Source organism: Shewanella holmiensis (genome assembly GCF_025370255.1).
GTDB classification, from domain to species: Bacteria; Pseudomonadota; Gammaproteobacteria; order Enterobacterales; family Shewanellaceae; genus Shewanella; species Shewanella holmiensis.
Genome location: NZ_JAMTCD010000030.1, coordinates 16054 through 32767, shown reverse-complemented (window position 1 = coordinate 32767; position 16714 = coordinate 16054). Strand labels below are relative to the sequence as shown.

The 16714-nt window shown below is 43.1% G+C and carries 14 protein-coding genes; 10 read left to right on the top strand and 4 right to left on the bottom strand.

Going from position 1 to position 16714, the window contains the following annotated elements:
• Positions 1-19: 19 nt before the first annotated feature.
• The gene (gene tesB, locus NE535_RS16820) at positions 20-883 is read right to left on the bottom strand and encodes an acyl-CoA thioesterase II (RefSeq protein ID WP_261299757.1); all 864 of its coding nucleotides are present in this window, start codon (positions 881-883) and stop codon (positions 20-22) included.
• Between the two features lie 208 nt (positions 884-1091).
• Here tesB and NE535_RS16815 point away from each other — a divergent pair, with 208 nt between their 5' ends.
• On the top strand, positions 1092-1976 hold the full coding sequence (locus NE535_RS16815; protein WP_261299756.1) for a 1,4-dihydroxy-2-naphthoate polyprenyltransferase: 885 nt from the start codon (positions 1092-1094) through the stop codon (positions 1974-1976).
• A gap of 105 nt (positions 1977-2081) precedes the next feature.
• On the opposite strand, the gene gndA is transcribed toward NE535_RS16815, so the two are convergent.
• Positions 2082-3611, bottom strand: coding sequence for an NADP-dependent phosphogluconate dehydrogenase (gene gndA / locus NE535_RS16810; RefSeq protein ID WP_261299755.1), 1530 nt, complete (start codon positions 3609-3611; stop codon positions 2082-2084).
• A gap of 250 nt (positions 3612-3861) precedes the next feature.
• Complete coding sequence (locus NE535_RS16805) at positions 3862-5781, bottom strand: propionyl-CoA synthetase (protein ID WP_261299754.1); 1920 nt, start codon at positions 5779-5781, stop codon at positions 3862-3864.
• Between the two features lie 289 nt (positions 5782-6070).
• Here NE535_RS16805 and NE535_RS16800 point away from each other — a divergent pair, with 289 nt between their 5' ends.
• The 9 genes from NE535_RS16800 (at position 6071) to NE535_RS16760 (ending at position 15388) form a co-directional block, all read left to right on the top strand.
• Positions 6071-6469, top strand: coding sequence for a MerR family transcriptional regulator (locus tag NE535_RS16800; RefSeq protein ID WP_261299766.1), 399 nt, complete (start codon positions 6071-6073; stop codon positions 6467-6469).
• Between the two features lie 192 nt (positions 6470-6661).
• The gene (locus NE535_RS16795; RefSeq protein WP_261299753.1) at positions 6662-7831 is read left to right on the top strand and encodes an isovaleryl-CoA dehydrogenase; all 1170 of its coding nucleotides are present in this window, start codon (positions 6662-6664) and stop codon (positions 7829-7831) included.
• A gap of 132 nt (positions 7832-7963) precedes the next feature.
• Entirely contained in the window at positions 7964-9571 is a 1608-nt protein-coding gene (locus tag NE535_RS16790) for a carboxyl transferase domain-containing protein (protein WP_261299752.1), read from the top strand.
• 28 nt (positions 9572-9599) lie between these two features.
• Positions 9600-10412, top strand: coding sequence for an enoyl-CoA hydratase-related protein (locus NE535_RS16785; RefSeq protein WP_261299751.1), 813 nt, complete (start codon positions 9600-9602; stop codon positions 10410-10412).
• Positions 10412-12436, top strand: coding sequence for an acetyl/propionyl/methylcrotonyl-CoA carboxylase subunit alpha (locus tag NE535_RS16780; protein WP_261299750.1), 2025 nt, complete (start codon positions 10412-10414; stop codon positions 12434-12436). Before NE535_RS16785 ends, NE535_RS16780 begins: the two co-directional genes overlap by 1 nt.
• Positions 12433-13320, top strand: a complete 888-nt coding sequence (locus NE535_RS16775; RefSeq protein WP_261299749.1) for a hydroxymethylglutaryl-CoA lyase — start codon at positions 12433-12435, stop codon at positions 13318-13320. Before NE535_RS16780 ends, NE535_RS16775 begins: the two co-directional genes overlap by 4 nt.
• An 88-nt stretch (positions 13321-13408) precedes the next feature.
• Positions 13409-14113 carry a CoA transferase subunit A gene (locus tag NE535_RS16770; RefSeq protein ID WP_261299748.1) on the top strand — a complete coding sequence of 235 codons (705 nt, stop codon included), beginning with the start codon at positions 13409-13411 and terminating at the stop codon, positions 14111-14113.
• Positions 14114-14126: 13 nt separating this feature from the next.
• The gene (locus tag NE535_RS16765) at positions 14127-14783 is read left to right on the top strand and encodes a 3-oxoacid CoA-transferase subunit B (protein ID WP_261299747.1); all 657 of its coding nucleotides are present in this window, start codon (positions 14127-14129) and stop codon (positions 14781-14783) included.
• A 101-nt stretch (positions 14784-14884) separates the two neighbouring features.
• Positions 14885-15388 (top strand): GNAT family N-acetyltransferase, encoded by a 504-nt coding sequence (locus NE535_RS16760; RefSeq protein WP_261299746.1) that lies wholly within the window; start codon positions 14885-14887, stop codon positions 15386-15388.
• Positions 15389-15502: 114 nt separating this feature from the next.
• Here the strand turns inward: NE535_RS16760 and NE535_RS16755 are convergent, their stop codons facing one another.
• Entirely contained in the window at positions 15503-16498 is a 996-nt protein-coding gene (locus NE535_RS16755) for a GGDEF domain-containing protein (protein ID WP_261299745.1), read from the bottom strand.
• Positions 16499-16714: the final 216 nt, after the last annotated feature.

The following is a 16714-nucleotide window of genomic DNA, read 5'->3' as shown; positions in this document are numbered from 1 at the left end:
AACAACTAAACGTCACACATTAGGGCTTAGTCATTCGTAACAACCCTTCTTGGGTTGCAGATGCCACTAAACGCCCTTGTTGATCAAAAAACTGCCCCTTAACAAAACCACGTCCGCCACCAGCATTTGGGCTCTCGATGCTGTATAAAATCCATTGGCTCATATCAAAACTGCGATGAAACCACATTGAGTGGTCTATGGTCGCCATGCGTATGCCGGGGGTTAAAAATGAGACGCCATGGGGCTGAGCGGCTGTCACTAAAAAGTTAAAATCTGACGCATACGCCAACAGATACTCTTGAATACTATGATCATTGGGAATATCACCATTAGCCCTTAACCACACATGACGAACGGGCTCTCTGGTCAATGGCGCTAGTGGATTAAAAGGATCGACCAGACGCATTTCAATCGGCGCATCGGCCATAAATTTTTCAAGCATTTTGGCAGGCACTTTATCACGCATGGTCATAGCAAGCTCTTGCTGGTTCATCAAACCTTCAGGCCCCGGAACAACCGGCATTGTCGCTTGATGCTCATAACCTTCTTCATGGGTTTGAAATGAGCAAGTCATATAAAAAATCGGTCGACCTTTTTGAATCGCTTTTACCCGTCTGGCGCTAAAACTGCCACCATCACGCATGCTTTCTACATCATAAACGATTGGTAATTTCTCATCGCCAGCTCGCAAGAAATAAGAATGCAAAGAGTGAGCGTGACGGTCTTCACTCACGGTTTGTTTTGCTGCGCTCAAAGCCTGCCCCATCACCTGACCACCAAAAACATGGCCAAAGCCTAAATCTTGACTTTGCCCTCTAAACAACCCGAGTTCTATTTGCTCTAAGGACAATAATGATAATAAATCGTTTAACACCTGACTCATTTAACACTCTCAGAAACCACAAAAATATCATTTAGCCTAACCTATAATCTTCAACAAGGGCTAGTGTCTTTTTAGGGGTTTAGTTGTTAAACACCGTTTTTGAATACAAAATTACTAAATTAGTGATTTGCTGCAAACAATATCAACAGCAGTAGTCAGTAATGTTTGATAAACTATCAAGATTACTAATCTTGTTATTTTGGTGTTTATGCAATCTTGGATTTTGGCGATACGCCCAAGAACACTGCCAGCGGCTATTGGCCCTTTACTCATTGGCAATATGTTGGCAATCGAACTTATGCAATTCAGTTGGTTAATTGCTGTAATTTCAATGCTATGTGCTATTTTACTGCAAATTTCGGTCAATCTAGCCAATGACTATTTTGACTATAAAAATGGCATAGATACTGAAGAAAGACTGGGACCGGTTCGCGTCACCCAAAGTGGCATGATCGCCCCCACCACAGTGCGTAATGCAATGATAGCATGCTTGTTAGCCGCATTACTGGTTGGCTCATACCTAATTTGGCACGGTGGCTGGCCTATCGCGATATTAGCTGCAGCTTCTATTCTAGGGGCAATTTGTTACAGTGGCGGCCCTTACCCTTTGGCATCTCATGGCTTGGGCGAAGTTGCCGCATTCGTGTTTTTTGGCCTTGTCGCTGTTGTGGGAAGTTATTATTTACAGGCAGGAGAGACAACATTAACAGCCTGGTTATTGGGCTGCGCAATTGGTTTTTTCAACGCCGCAATTATGTTAGTGAATAACACCCGTGACATCACAACAGATACCAAAGCGGGCAAAAACACCCTTGCAGTTAGAATTGGTGAACCGCAAGCAAAGGTACTCTACCAGAGCTTTTTATACCTGCCTTTTGGGATCATTATTGCTGGTTTTTTATTAGGGGCACTTGAAGGATGGCCAGTGCTATTAGCTGGTGTATCCTTAATATTAGCCAGAAAGCTGAGTCGAGATTTTAGAGACAATTCAGGCGAAGATCTTAACCCTATACTCGGTAAAACCGCTAAACTGACAATGATATTCAGTGTGTTGTTTAGCGCAGGTTTGATGATTAATCTCAGTCAGATATAGCCTAAGCCATATATTACATCTGCATTAATACACAATCGCAATGATGCTTGCTTCAAGCAATAAAAAGGCTTCTGATAAGAAGCCTTTTTTAACAATGACCACAAACTACATTTTAACTAAAGTACGAACCTTGGCACTCCAATCTAAATGATACTTCTCACCAGCTGGCTTATCTGTACGTTCAAAGGTATGCGCGCCAAAAAAGTCACGCTGACCTTGCAACAGGTTGGCTGGTAGGGTTTCGCAACGATAGCTATCGTAATAAGCCACGGCAGAAGCAATACAGGGGGCTGGTATTCCTTGCATCACTGATGCTGCAACGGTTTTACGCCAATTTAATTGTTTAGCCGCAAGTGCGCTGCTGAAGCTTTCTGCCATAAGCAAATTCGCCAATTGCGGATTTTCAACATAGGCTTGTGTAATCGATTGTAAAAACGTGGCGCGAATAATACAGCCTGCACGCCAAATTTTGGCGATTTCAGCAAAGTTTAGTGTCCAGTTTTGCTCTTTGGCTTCCATCGCCATAAGTTGAAAACCCTGAGCATAACAACATACTTTAGCGCAATAAAGCGCATCTTCTAATGCGTTAATAAAGTCTGTTTTTTCAGCCTCTGTGAGTGTGGCTTTTTGTGGCCCCATCAGGGTGTTGCTTAAACTAACACGCAGTGACTTTTGCGTGCTGATAGCGCGGGCATATACCGCTTCAGCAATTGTTGGTGCTGGACAACCAATCTGCAAACTACTTACAGCAGTCCATAACCCAGTGCCCTTCTGGCCCGCTTTATCTAAAATCATTTCCACTAACGGTTTATCGGTTAATGGATCTTTTTGCTGTAACACTTCCGCACTGATCCCCATTAAGTAACTGTTTAAGCTACCTTGGTTCCAGCGTTTGAAAATATCACCAATGTCGTATGTCGATAAGCCAATGCCGTCATGCAGTAATTGATAAGCTTCGCAAATCAGCTGCATATCAGCATATTCAATACCATTGTGAACCATTTTAACATAATGACCAGAACCCGCAGGACCGATGTAAGTCGTACATGGCTCGCCTTCAGTCACAGGGTTACCCGGTTCAAAACGCTCTATCGGCAAACCGGTTTTACTGTCCACTTTAGCGGCAATTGCATTCCAAATTGGCGCAACATATTGCCATGCTGACTCATCACCACTAGGCATTAAAGATGGCCCAAAACGTGCGCCAACTTCACCACCAGAAACGGCTGAACTGAAAAACTTAAACTTGCCTTGATAGTGAGCTTCTCGCTCTACAGTATCCGTCCACAAGCTATTGCCTGTATCTATGACGATGTCTTCACTGTTGATACCACTTTCAATAAGGGTATTACAAATGCCGTCAACGATACTACCTGCAGGTACAGATAACACTATCACCTTAGGTGAGACAAGTTTATCAAGCATTTCTGAAAGATTATTACAGGCTTGCATTCGAGGGGCTAAGCCAGCTTTACGCTCTTGATGCTCCTGTTCTAATGCCGCATTAACTTTTGCGGTGTCAAGATCAAAAACAGCAACGTGGTAACCGTTATCAGCAATATTTAAAGCGAGGTTTTTGCCCATAACACCAAGGCCAATAACGCCGATGTTTGACAAGTTTGTGTGGTGAGTCATTAGATTTATATTCCACAAGGTCACAGAGATTTATCGCGATTCGCGAACCCATATGGACAAATATTATAGCGATTTTTGTAACTAAATTACCAGTTAAAACCTAGATTCTATGGCGTACAGTAATCAAAATGTGTTTTTACTATTACCGTAAAGCCGCGTTTGTAAAGGATGTGTCTTTAAAAACGTCAATGTTATCAAGTATAAAAACCGTTAACTTAGCTAACATTGACGTTTACATTTGGCAAAAAAATTACTCACCTAAGGCTTTAGTTAATGCATTGGCATAGCCCATTCGGGTTAACGTATTGCGAACAATGTCTAAGGTTTGGGGATCTTCAATGGTTGCGGGCACTGTGTATTCCTGGTTATCAGCAATTTTACGCATCGTCGCCCGTAAAATTTTACCCGAGCGCGTTTTGGGTAATTTAGGCACAGCGCTCACTAATCGAAAAGATGCCACAGGACCAATTTCTTGCCTAACTAAGGCTAATAATTGGCTATGTAACTCTTCATCAGTTAATTCAACGCCGTTTTTAAGCACGACCATACCTAAGGGAACTTGACCTTTTAGTTTGTCCTGTACACCTATAACAGCAGCTTCAGCCACTGCAGGGTGTTGACACAGCACCTCTTCAAAACGTCCGGTTGATAAACGATGCCCCGCAACATTAATGATGTCGTCAATTCGACTCATAATATACAAATATCCATCTTCATCTATGTAGCCTGCGTCACCCGTTAGGTAATATCCTGGATACATCGATAAATAACTGTCAACATAACGATCATCATTTTGCCACAAGGTTGTTAAGGTGCCTGGCGGTAAGGGTTGTTTAATCACCACATTGCCGCTTTCATTTGCTGCAACTTGCTCACCCATTGCATCCAACACTTCCACTTGATATCCGGGAACGGGTCTTGCGGGCGATCCTGGTTTAATAGCTATAGGCTCAACACCCATTAAATTTGATGCAACAGGCCAACCCGTTTCAGTCTGCCACCAATGGTCAATAACGGGTTTACCTAGCATGGTCTGACTCCAATTTAAGGTGTCAGGATCGCAGCGCTCACCGGCTAAAAACATTTGCTTTAAACAGGACAAATCAAAATCTTGGATTAACTTACCTTCTGGGTCTTCACGCTTAATGGCGCGAATAGCGGTAGGTGCGGTAAAAAAGCTTTTAACATTATTATTGGCAATAATTTGCCAAAATGCGGCAGCATCGGGCGTGCCTATGGGTTTACCTTCATACATGACAGTGGTGGAGCCGACGAGTAATGGTCCATATACAATATAGGAGTGCCCCACCACCCACCCCACATCTGATGCAGCCCAAAAAACATCGTCACTCTCGATGTCATAAATATTTTTCATTGACCAGCATAAAGCCACCGCATGGCCACCATTATCACGCACAACCCCTTTAGGTTTACCTGTGGTGCCTGAGGTATAAAGTACATAAAGTGGATCGGTGGCATTCAGGGATACACACGCTACACTCGGAGCATCTTGAAGGGCGCTTTGCCAATCAACATCCCTTGGCACTGTCAAATCTGCTTGGTATTGATGTCTTGCCAAAATTAAGCAGTGATCAACCTTATGCGTGGCTTGCTTAAGAGCATCATCTAATAACGGCTTATAAGGCACTACTCCTGATGGTTCTATGCCACACGAAGCCGACAACATTAACTTGGGTTTGGCATCATTAATGCGGGTTGCCAATTCATTCGCAGCAAAGCCACCAAATACCACTGAGTGAATAGCGCCTATTCGAGCACAGGCTAGCATTGCAAACGCGGTTTCAGGGATCATTGGCATATAAATAACCACTCTGTCGCCTTTTTCAATGCCAATTGATTGCATATATCCGGCCAAACGACTCACTTGAGCAAGCAACTCGTTATAAGTTATCTGATACTGATTTTGTGTCACAGGACTAATGTAATTAATGGCGATACGATCGCCTCTGCCCGCGGCCACGTGCCGGTCAACGGCGTTATAGCAAGTATTCATCTTGCCGTCGGCAAACCACTGGTAAAATGGCTTGTTTGTTTCATCTAAGATGTTCTCAGGTTCTTTGTCCCAAGTAATCATCTTTGCAGCATTTGCCCAAAAGGTCCTTGGATCTGCAATTGATTGGTTGTGCAATGACTTTCCTACACCCGTCATGTGATTTCTCCTTTAGCTCTCCCAACCTGATTATGAGCAGAATTCATTCAATGTCCCTATTAGACAAACGGATAAGAATCTATACTGCCACGGCACGCATTTAATGATCCGCGTCAAGACTCCACCATGCAGCCTAAATACAAAACCATATTTATCATATAGATAACCAACTCCAGGTAATTCAATGGCAACTCAAATTAACAGTCGCCAAATAGAATTTTTACCGCAAACTTTACCTTTACGTAAACTTCATATATCTTGCAACAAAAGAAACCTATTTGGTGAGATGATGAACGCTACAGTCAGCACCCAATCTACATATTCCATCAGTGACTTATCAAAAGAATTTGATATCACCACCCGCAGTATTCGTTTTTACGAAGACCAGGGCTTAATTAAACCTAAGCGTCGCGGTCAAACTCGCATTTACAGCCTAAAAGACCGTGTCAGACTCAAACTGATACTTAGAGGCAAACGCTTAGGATTTTCATTAGCTGAAACTCGTCGGTTGTTCGAACTTTACGATGCGGACAAGTCAAGCACATCACAATTAAATACCATGCTTGAATTAGTTAACGACAAGAAAGCGGCACTGCAGCAACAAATGGATGACATTAAAGTGGTGTTAATGGAACTCAACTCAGCAGAGCAGCAATGCAAAGCCGCGTTAGAAAGCAATAAAGCGTAAACAAGATTGATTGACTCTCATCTCATGCATTTTTGTAATTTTTACAACCAGTAAGCACAGCAATAAAGAGCCGAATAATCGGTCAGAGTACTTACATAACTGCTGTAATAGCAGTTTTAAAAGACAAGCAAACGACTCCTAAACGCAACATAGCGTGGAGTCTAAAAATAATAATTCAACAGGACACAAGCCATGAGCGATTTATACAGCAGCCTTAATTTCGGTTTAGGCGAAGATATTGATATGTTACGCGACGCGGTTCGCAGTTTTGCTAGCAACGAAATAGCCCCTATCGCCGCCCAAGTAGATCACGATAATGAGTTTCCAAACCATATGTGGACTCAGTTAGGTGATATGGGATTACTTGGCGTCACCGTACCGGAAGAGTTTGGCGGTGCAAACATGGGTTATTTGGCCCATGTTGTTGCAATGGAAGAAGTTTCCCGTGCATCGGCATCGATTGGCCTTAGCTATGGCGCCCATTCAAATCTGTGTGTAAATCAAATCAACCGTAACGGTAATGACGCTCAACGTGCTAAATACCTACCAAAACTCGTTAGCGGTGAGCATATAGGCGCGTTAGCAATGAGTGAACCGAATGCGGGCTCAGATGTGGTTTCAATGAAGCTGCATGCACGTAAAGACGGCGACCGCTATATTCTTAATGGTAATAAAATGTGGATCACCAATGGTCCAGATGCTCACACTTATGTGATTTATGCCAAAACTGATTTAGAAAAAGGTGCCCATGGAATTACCGCTTTCATCGTAGAACGCGGCTTTAAAGGATTTAGCCAGGCACAGAAACTCGACAAGCTAGGCATGCGCGGGTCGAACACCTGCGAGCTGGTTTTTGAAGATTGTGAAGTTCCAGAAGAAAACATCTTAGGTGGCCTAAATAATGGCGTAAAAGTGTTAATGAGTGGTCTAGACTATGAACGCGTGGTGTTATCTGGCGGCCCACTAGGCATTATGGCTGCTTGTATGGATATAGTCGTCCCTTATGTCCATGAACGTGTTCAATTTGGAAAATCAATCGGTGAATTCCAACTTGTTCAAGGCAAAATTGCCGACATGTACACAGGAATGAATGCGGCAAGATCATATGTTTATAACGTTGCAAAATCTTGCGACCGCGGAGAAACCACTCGTAAAGATGCCGCTGGAGCGATTCTTTATAGCGCAGAGCTTGCGACAAAAATGGCATTAGATGCGATTCAATTATTAGGCGGTAACGGCTATGTTAATGAATACGCCACCGGCCGATTATTACGTGATGCTAAGTTATATGAGATTGGTGCTGGCACTTCAGAAATTCGCCGTATGCTAATTGGCCGCGAACTCTTTAACGAATCTAAATAATCGCAATAACACTTGTCTTAGGCTTAATATCATTAGTGCAAGGCAAGTGAGTTTCTGTCGAGGGGTACGCTTAATAGGCCTCTGTGCCCTCCCCCTTGATACTCTAATTTGTGCTCAATAAAGGATATTGACATGACGCACCTGAGCAGCAAGATAAATCCTCGTAGCGATGAATTTAAAGCCAAATTTGATGATATGGCTTTGTTAGTCGATGACCTTCAAAAAAAGCTCATAAAAATTGAACAAGGCGGCGGACCTGTGGCCTGTGAGCGTCATTTATCTCGTGGCAAGTTATTACCCCGCCAGCGAGTAGAAAAACTGCTGGACCCAGGATCACCTTTTCTAGAAATAGCTCAATTTGCGGCCTATGAAGTGTATGATGAAGATATTCCAGCTGCGGGGGTGATTGCAGGCATAGGCCGAGTCAGCGGTATTGAATGCATGATCATTGCTAACGATGCAACGGTAAAAGGCGGAACCTACTACCCTATTACCGTCAAAAAGCATCTGCGCGCTCAGGACATCGCTAAACGTTGTCATTTACCTTGTATTTACCTCGTCGATTCAGGCGGAGCAAATTTACCCCGTCAGGATGAAGTCTTTCCAGATCGAGACCACTTCGGACGTATCTTCTATAACCAAGCGCAAATGTCTGCTTTAGGCATTCCGCAAATCGCCGTGGTAATGGGGTTATGTACCGCAGGTGGTGCTTATGTTCCAGCCATGGCCGACGAATCAATCATAGTTAAAGAACAGGGCACCATCTTTCTAGCAGGGCCGCCATTAGTAAAAGCCGCAACAGGTGAAGAAGTATCCGCAGAAGAGCTTGGCGGCGCTGAAGTACATACAAAAATTTCCGGGGTTGCCGATCATTTAGCTCAAAATGATGATCATGCGCTTGAGCTTGCTCGTCGCGCTGTATCACGTCTAAATCATCAAAAAAACATCGCCAGCTTACTCAGTCCGGTTAAACCACCTAAATATGATATTCACGAGCTTTACGGCATTGTCGGTACTGACCTTAAAAAACCATTCGATGTAAAAGAAGTCATTGCCCGTATCGTCGATGATTCTGATTTTGATGAGTTTAAAGCCAATTATGGTGCCACATTAGTCTGTGGATTTGCCCGCATCCATGGATACCCTGTCGGTATTGTGGCTAACAATGGCATTTTGTTTTCTGAATCGGCACAAAAAGGCGCGCATTTTATTGAACTGTGTTGCCAACGAAAAATCCCTTTACTGTTTTTACAAAACATTACTGGCTTCATGGTGGGTAAAAAATACGAGCACGAAGGCATCGCAAAACACGGAGCCAAAATGGTTACCGCAGTATCTTGTGCCACAGTCCCTAAGTTCACGGTCATTATTGGCGGTAGCTATGGCGCAGGCAACTATGGCATGTGTGGCCGAGCATTTGAACCGACCATGATGTGGATGTGGCCCAATGCGCGTATTTCGGTGATGGGCGGCGAACAAGCTGCTGGTGTGCTAGCAACAGTGCGTCGCGATGGTTTAGCCCGTAAAGGCGTTGAATGGACCGCTGAAGAAGAACAAGCATTTAGAAAACCGATTGTCGAGCAGTATGACAAAGAAGGTCATCCTTATCATGCTAGCGCCCGCTTATGGGACGATGGCATTATTGATCCTGCGCAAACCCGTGATGTGGTTGGTTTAGCATTATCCGCGGCATTAAATGCCCCTATTGAAGACACCAAGTTTGGTGTGTTCCGCATGTAATTGCGTTCAATCAATAGGAGCATTAAACATGTTTAAAAATGATTTTCAACACATCCAATGTCAGCTTAATCAAGGCGTTGGAGAGTTAATATTAGATCGCGCAGAAAAGCACAATGCCTTTGATGAAGTCATGATCAGTGAAATGATTTCAGCAATAGCACTGTTTGCCGATTCAGCCGAATGCAAGATGCTGATTTTGCGGGCTAAGGGTAAAAACTTCAGTGCCGGAGCAGACCTTAATTGGATGCGCAAACAAGCCCAAATGGACTTTGAACAAAATCTGACTGATGCCCATGAGCTTGCCAAGCTAATGCATGTATTAGATAAATTCCCAAAACCCACTATCGCATTGGTCAATGGAGCCGCTTTCGGTGGTGCGTTAGGACTGATTTGTTGCTGCGATATTGCTATCGCTAATGAAGGTGCTAGTTTTTGTTTAAGTGAAGTGAAGCTTGGATTAATTCCCGCCGTGATAAGCCCATATGTGGTGCGTGCTATGGGAAATCGTCAAGCGAGACGATTCATGTTAACCGCTGAGCGTTTTAGCGCAGATGAAGCACTACAACATCAAGTGATCCACGCGATTAATAATGATTTAGACGCCGCTGCCATGCCTTTTATTTCGGCATTTAACGCCAATAGCCCTCAGGGCATGGCCTGGGTTAAAACCTTAGTGTCTCATTTAGAAGATGGCGTGATAGACGATGCCACGTTAGCTTATACCAGTGAAAAAATTGCTCGTATTCGTGTTTCTGATGAAGGTCAGGAAGGCCTAAATGCCTTTTTCGAAAAACGCTCTCCGGCTTGGCAAAATGCCACGGACCCTAAAGGAGCCAAATAATGATTACCAAATTACTGATAGCCAACCGCGGTGAAATTGCCTGTCGTATTATTAAAACTGCCCAAGCAATGGGCGTTCGTACCATTGCTTTGTACTCTGATGCCGATAAAGATGCCCGTCATGTTGCCATGGCCGATGAATCTTTCCATTTAGGTGGCAGCGCCCCAGCAGACTCATACCTTAAAGCAGATTTGATCATTGATATCGCCAAACGTTCTGGCGCAGAAGCCATCCACCCAGGATACGGATTCTTATCCGAAAATGCCGAGTTTGCGCGTAAGTGTGAACAAAATGGCATTGCATTTGTGGGCCCTGGCAGTGATGCAATTGATGCTATGGGCAGTAAAAGTGCCGCTAAAGAGATCATGGGCAAAGCAAACGTGCCTTTAGTACCAGGTTATCACGGTGACGATCAAGCCGACGCCAATTTAGTAGCACAAGCCAAACAGGTGGGCTTCCCACTGCTAATAAAAGCAGCATATGGTGGCGGCGGTAAAGGGATGCGCATCGTTGAAAATGACGGTGAAATTTTAGAAGCCATTCGCTCAGCTCGTCGTGAAGCCACTTCATCATTTGGTAATGATAAATTATTGATGGAACGCTATTTACGTCAACCTCGCCATGTTGAAGTTCAGGTATTTGCAGACAGCCATGGTAATGCGATTTACCTCTCTGATCGTGATTGCTCTATTCAACGTCGTCATCAAAAAGTGGTTGAAGAAGCACCCGCGCCAGGTTTGTCTGATGAATTACGTATCCAAATGGGTGAAGCCGCAGTTGCTGCAGCAAAGGCCATTGATTATGTGGGTGCCGGAACCGTAGAGTTTTTGTTAGATACCGACAACAGTTTTTACTTCATGGAAATGAACACTCGCTTACAAGTCGAACATCCGGTTACCGAAATGGTTACCGGTCAAGACTTAGTAAAATGGCAACTTGTGGTTGCCAGTGGCGGCGAGTTACCGCTAAAACAAGACGAAGTGCGCATTCATGGACATTCATTCGAAGTTCGCATTTACGCAGAAGATCCGCAAAATGAATTTTTACCCGCCAGCGGTAAACTGAATTTCTTGCGAGAACCGGAACAGAACCGCTATGTACGGATAGATTCTGGTATACGTGAAAATGACGTGATCAGTAACTTTTACGACCCGATGATCGCCAAGTTAATTGTTTGGGACGAAACGCGCCCTAGAGCCCTGCAGCGCCTAATTCATGCACTAGAATCCTATCAAATCAGTGGTTTGAAACATAATATTGAGTTTTTAGCTAACATTGCAGAACACCCCGCATTTGCTAAAGCGGATTTCTGTACCGACTTTATCGAACGTTACGGCAATACTTTGATCGGTGACGCGAACAGCGAATCAGATACGGCTATCGCACTAGCAGGTTTGTATCAGGTGTTATTACGCCAACAACAAGCACAAGCCAACGCAGTAAACAGCAATGACCCTTATTCACCTTGGGGACAAGTCAGTGGCTTTAGACTAAACAGTGCCAGCATTCATCATGTCGCCCTTTTAGATGAAAAGCATGAACTGCAAAATCTGATAATGACCGATCTTGGTGGCGCTTTGCATTTAGGTTTAAACGGCCAAGCATTAAAGCTGGCAGGGCAAATTAAAGATGATGTGTTGTTTGCTGAAATTAATGGCCACAAAAGTAAAGTCCCTGTTAGCCGCGAGGCTGACGACTTTACCTTATTTTTACCCAGCGGCAGTTATCATTTTACCGCGGTATTAGCACAAGTTGCTGAAGAAACCGTTAACAGCGCAGACAAATTAAAAGCGCCGATGAATGGCACTGTGGTCACCCATTTAGTTGAAGTGGGCACCCATGTGAAAGCAGGCCAAGGTCTGCTGGTTATGGAAGCCATGAAAATGGAATACACCATCGAAGCCCCATTTGACGGTGTCGTAACCGAGTTTTACTTCCAAAGTGGTGAGTTGGTCACCGATGGCGTACAGCTTTTACATGTGGAAGAAACCCCACAAGAAGCACAAAAGGAAGCCAGCGTATGATGCCCACAACAGTCAGTATTTTTGAAGTCGGCGCTCGCGATGGCTTACAAAATGAAGTTGCCGTGACTACTCAGGCTAAACTTCAGTTAATTGCTGATTTGGCCGCATCAGGATTAACTCGTATTGAAGCGGGTAGCTTTGTATCACCTAAATGGGTGCCACAAATGGCTGACTCCGCCGATATTTTTACCCAAATGCCTCGCGTCAAAGGGGTAACCTATAGTGCGTTAACCCCAAATCTAAAAGGTTTTGAGTTGGCGTTAGCGTCGGGTGCTGATGAAGTGGCAATATTTGGCGCCGCGTCAGAAAGCTTCAGTCAAAAAAATATTAATTGCTCAATCGATGAATCTATCGAACGCTTTATCCCATTGATGCAAATAGCAAAACAGCACAGTATTCCGGTCAGAGGATACGTATCCTGTGTCCTTGGCTGCCCCTATGAAGGTCATATTGAGGTCAATGAGGTAGCTCGTGTGTCTGAAATTCTTTACAAAATGGGCTGTTATGAGATTTCTCTCGGTGACACCATAGGTGTTGGCACGCCTGTAAATGCCCGTAGAATGGTTGAAGCTGTGGCAAAAGTTGTGCCCGTAGAAAAGCTTGCACTACACTTTCACGATACCTACGGACAAGCTCTAGCCAATATTTTTGCTTGCTTAGATATGGGCATTGCCACATTTGATGCCTCAGTAGCTGGGTTGGGTGGTTGTCCTTATGCCAAAGGTGCATCAGGTAATTTAGCAACTGAAGATTTAGTTTATATGCTCCATGGTATGGGTATTGAAACTGGGATTGACCTAAATAAGCTGGCTACAGCGGGTAATAATATTAGCCAAATTATCGGCCGCAAAAGTGCGTCTAAAGTGGCTAATGCCTTAGCCTAATGTAGACTGGCAACAAACTGATTTTAAGCTGCTGAACCAAAAAACAATCAGCATCTATTAAACATAAAAACGAGAAAAGGACAGCACAATGGCAGGTTTTAATAAAGTCGTTCACAGCTATGATGAAGCGCTGGCTGGACTAACAGATAACATGACCTTGATGGTTGGTGGTTTCGGTTTATGTGGTATTCCTGAAGGCCTAATCAACCATATGGTTAAATTGGGCGTAACAGGTTTAACCGCAATTTCAAATAACGCTGGGGTGGATGATTTTGGATTAGGCTTATTACTCAAGCAACGTCAAATCTCCACCATGATCGCCTCTTATGTCGGTGAAAATGCAACATTTGAACAGCAAATGTTATCTGGCGAATTAAACGTCATTTTAACGCCTCAAGGCACACTGGCTGAAAAAATTCGTGCAGGTGGCGCCGGTATTCCAGCGTTCTTTACTGCAACGGGTTACGGCACACCGATTGCCGATGGTAAAGAAACCCGCGAAATCAAAGGCCGTCATTATGTGCTTGAAGAATCTCTGACCGCAGACTTTGCCTTAGTGCGAGCCTGGAAAGCCGACACTATGGGCAATTTAGTGTTCCGTAAAACAGCGGCCAACTTCAACCCTATGATGGCAACTGCCGGTAAAATTACCGTAGTAGAAGCCGAAGAAATTGTTCAACCAGGTGAATTAGACCCTAACCATATTCATACCCCTGGCATTTACGTTGATCGCGTTATCCAAGCAAGCTTTGAAAAGCGCATCGAACAACGCACCGTAAAAGCGGCAAAATAAGGAGAGCAAGCACATGGCTTTATCAAGAGAACAACTTGCTCAACGCGTAGCAAAAGAAATGCAAGACGGCTTTTATGTTAACCTGGGGATTGGTATTCCTACATTGGTGGCAAACTATATTCCCGATGGAATGCAGGTAATGCTGCAATCTGAGAATGGTCTATTGGGTATGGGTGAGTTCCCAACAGAAGATGCTATCGATGCAGATTTAATCAATGCAGGCAAACAAACCGTTACAGCCGTTGCCGGTGCATCATTTTTCTCATCTGCTGAAAGCTTTGCCATGATCCGTGGTGGTCATGTTGATTTAACCGTTTTAGGCGCGTTTGAAGTTGACGTTAATGGCTCAATTGCCTCTTGGATGATCCCCGGGAAGCTCATTAAAGGCATGGGCGGCGCAATGGATTTAGTGGCTGGAGCAGATAACATTATTGTTACCATGATGCATGCCGATAAATATGGTAATTCAAAATTATTACCTTTATGTGAGCTACCTTTAACAGGTTATGGTTGCATTAAACGTGTGATGACCGATTTAGCTTTTATTGAAATTAAAGACGGTGCATTCCATTTACTGGAGCGTGCTCCAGGGGTTTCGGTTGAAGAAATTATCGCTAAAACTGCGGGTAAATTAATTGTGCCTGAACATGTGCCTGAAATGGTGTTTTAGTCTGTAAGATAGACATCCCCCACTTAACAGCGCACTGATACACAAGTGCGCATTTTTATTTGTATTCTCAATATATTTAATGTTTAGAGCATCATATCGATATGAATTTAGTATTACCTAGCATTGAATATCAGTACAGTTATCATAGTTATATCAATGAATTGGGTAATGAGGAACGGTATCCATTCGTATTAGATTTTGACTATCAAGATTTCGATACCTATTTAACTAAAGTCAAAGATTTTTCACAAGGCATAAACCTGCCCAATGGCTATGTACCTAGCAGTACATTCTGGCTAATTCATCACAATGAAATCGTGGGCGTGACTAATTTACGGCATTATTTGAACGATCAAATTAAGCATTGTGGCGGTCATATTGGTTTAAGTATTCGACCATCGAAAAGAGGCACAGGCTTAGGTATTCTGTTAATGAAGCGCTCGATTGAGAAGCTCCATTCAATGGGTAACAATCCACTACATATTCATTGTTATCAAGATAATATAGCCTCCGAACGGGCAATTGTTTCTAATGGTGGAGTTTTCGACTCAGCAATACAAAGCGGTTCGCAAGTAGTCAAAAGATTCATCATTGACCTGACTTAGATTTGTTGAAATAAACTTATATTTTCATTTTAATACAATAGCATAGAATAATTTAAAAGTACTGTAGCATTGCTTTAATAGCTGACAAATTACCTCCAATCTGATTGCTTAACGCTATTTATCCAGTCGCGACACCACGCGATTTCGACCTGATTTTTTAGCAGCATAAAGTGCAATATCACTTTGTTTTAGCCATTCCTCTAACGAATCTTTCACACGTAATTCAGCCACTCCAATACTGCATGACACTGTCACAGGGACGCCATCAAAACGAGTTTGATTAACCGCATGCTTTAATTTGTGCGCCATATCAAGGGCTTTTTCCAAACCACAATTTTCATATTGAACTAAAAATTCTTCGCCGCCAAAACGAAACAGTTTAGCTTCTGCTGGTAGCAATTGCTTTATCACTTCACTGAACTGTGTCAATAGCTTATCACCCGCTAAATGACCATAGGTGTCATTGACCGTTTTAAAATGGTCTATGTCGATTAACAACAGACTAGAATCTGTACCGGTATGCCGAAACGATTCAATACTGAGACTTAAACTAGCGGCTAAGTTTTTTCGATTCAATGCGCCAGTGAGTTCATCTGTGGTTGCCAAATATATAAGCGCGTCCTTTTGTTTTGCAATGATATAAGCAAATATAGCCGCAAAAATAATACAGTCGAAAGTTGCCACACCAAAGCGCCAAACTAAGGCAAAGCTTTCAATTTTAAGTGCCGTGACTAAGCAAATTAATGCATAAAAACTACTCAGAATAGACGCATGTTGCAGATTAAAAATAAAGAAAAAAATAAAGATGGTAGGAAATACATAGATTAGCGATTTATAACCTAAGTAATAGCTTGAAATGGCAATGGCCATACAAACTAGGATTAAAGTGAACTGCTTATGCTGCACTTTTCCAAGGTGCTTAATTTCTAATAAAAGAGATATAGACAAAGGAAGTATCGCTAACAAAAAGACCATAAACAAAAACACATCATCATGGAGTAACCGATACAAACCATAAACAAGAAACGTGATTATTGCGGCAATATGAAACGCAATTGACGCATTTCGAGGTAGCTTTGTAGAGTCTTGAAGTGCATTCCTATACTTCATAAAGCATCCTTTATAATTTTTATTAGATGATTTATGCAACATTATCTTAAGGTCACCAAAACAGCTAGCGCCTAAAGCAAGTTATTTTCTTAGAGTATAGACGAAAATTCTTGGCTCGCTGCAACCTAGAGAACGCCTTAAAAAACAACAGTACGTAAAATTTTGAGAAAACAAAAATATGAAAGCGGTTTTAATCGTTCATTTTGAACAAGGAAA

Bases quoted from the DNA above. Each gene is read 5' to 3' on its own strand.
- tesB (WP_261299757.1), bottom strand. From the start codon at position 883: ATGAGTCAGGTGTTAAACGATTTATTATCATTATTGTCCTTAGAGCAA.
- NE535_RS16800 (WP_261299766.1), top strand. From the start codon at position 6,071: ATGAACGCTACAGTCAGCACCCAATCTACATATTCCATCAGTGACTTA.
- NE535_RS16805 (WP_261299754.1), bottom strand. From the start codon at position 5,781: ATGACGGGTGTAGGAAAGTCATTGCACAACCAATCAATTGCAGATCCA.
- NE535_RS16795 (WP_261299753.1), top strand. From the start codon at position 6,662: ATGAGCGATTTATACAGCAGCCTTAATTTCGGTTTAGGCGAAGATATT.
- NE535_RS16815 (WP_261299756.1), top strand. From the start codon at position 1,092: ATGCAATCTTGGATTTTGGCGATACGCCCAAGAACACTGCCAGCGGCT.
- gndA (WP_261299755.1), bottom strand. From the start codon at position 3,611: ATGACTCACCACACAAACTTGTCAAACATCGGCGTTATTGGCCTTGGT.
- NE535_RS16785 (WP_261299751.1), top strand. From the start codon at position 9,600: ATGTTTAAAAATGATTTTCAACACATCCAATGTCAGCTTAATCAAGGC.
- NE535_RS16760 (WP_261299746.1), top strand. From the start codon at position 14,885: ATGAATTTAGTATTACCTAGCATTGAATATCAGTACAGTTATCATAGT.
- NE535_RS16765 (WP_261299747.1), top strand. From the start codon at position 14,127: ATGGCTTTATCAAGAGAACAACTTGCTCAACGCGTAGCAAAAGAAATG.
- NE535_RS16780 (WP_261299750.1), top strand. From the start codon at position 10,412: ATGATTACCAAATTACTGATAGCCAACCGCGGTGAAATTGCCTGTCGT.
- NE535_RS16770 (WP_261299748.1), top strand. From the start codon at position 13,409: ATGGCAGGTTTTAATAAAGTCGTTCACAGCTATGATGAAGCGCTGGCT.
- NE535_RS16775 (WP_261299749.1), top strand. From the start codon at position 12,433: ATGATGCCCACAACAGTCAGTATTTTTGAAGTCGGCGCTCGCGATGGC.
- NE535_RS16755 (WP_261299745.1), bottom strand. From the start codon at position 16,498: ATGAAGTATAGGAATGCACTTCAAGACTCTACAAAGCTACCTCGAAAT.
- NE535_RS16790 (WP_261299752.1), top strand. From the start codon at position 7,964: ATGACGCACCTGAGCAGCAAGATAAATCCTCGTAGCGATGAATTTAAA.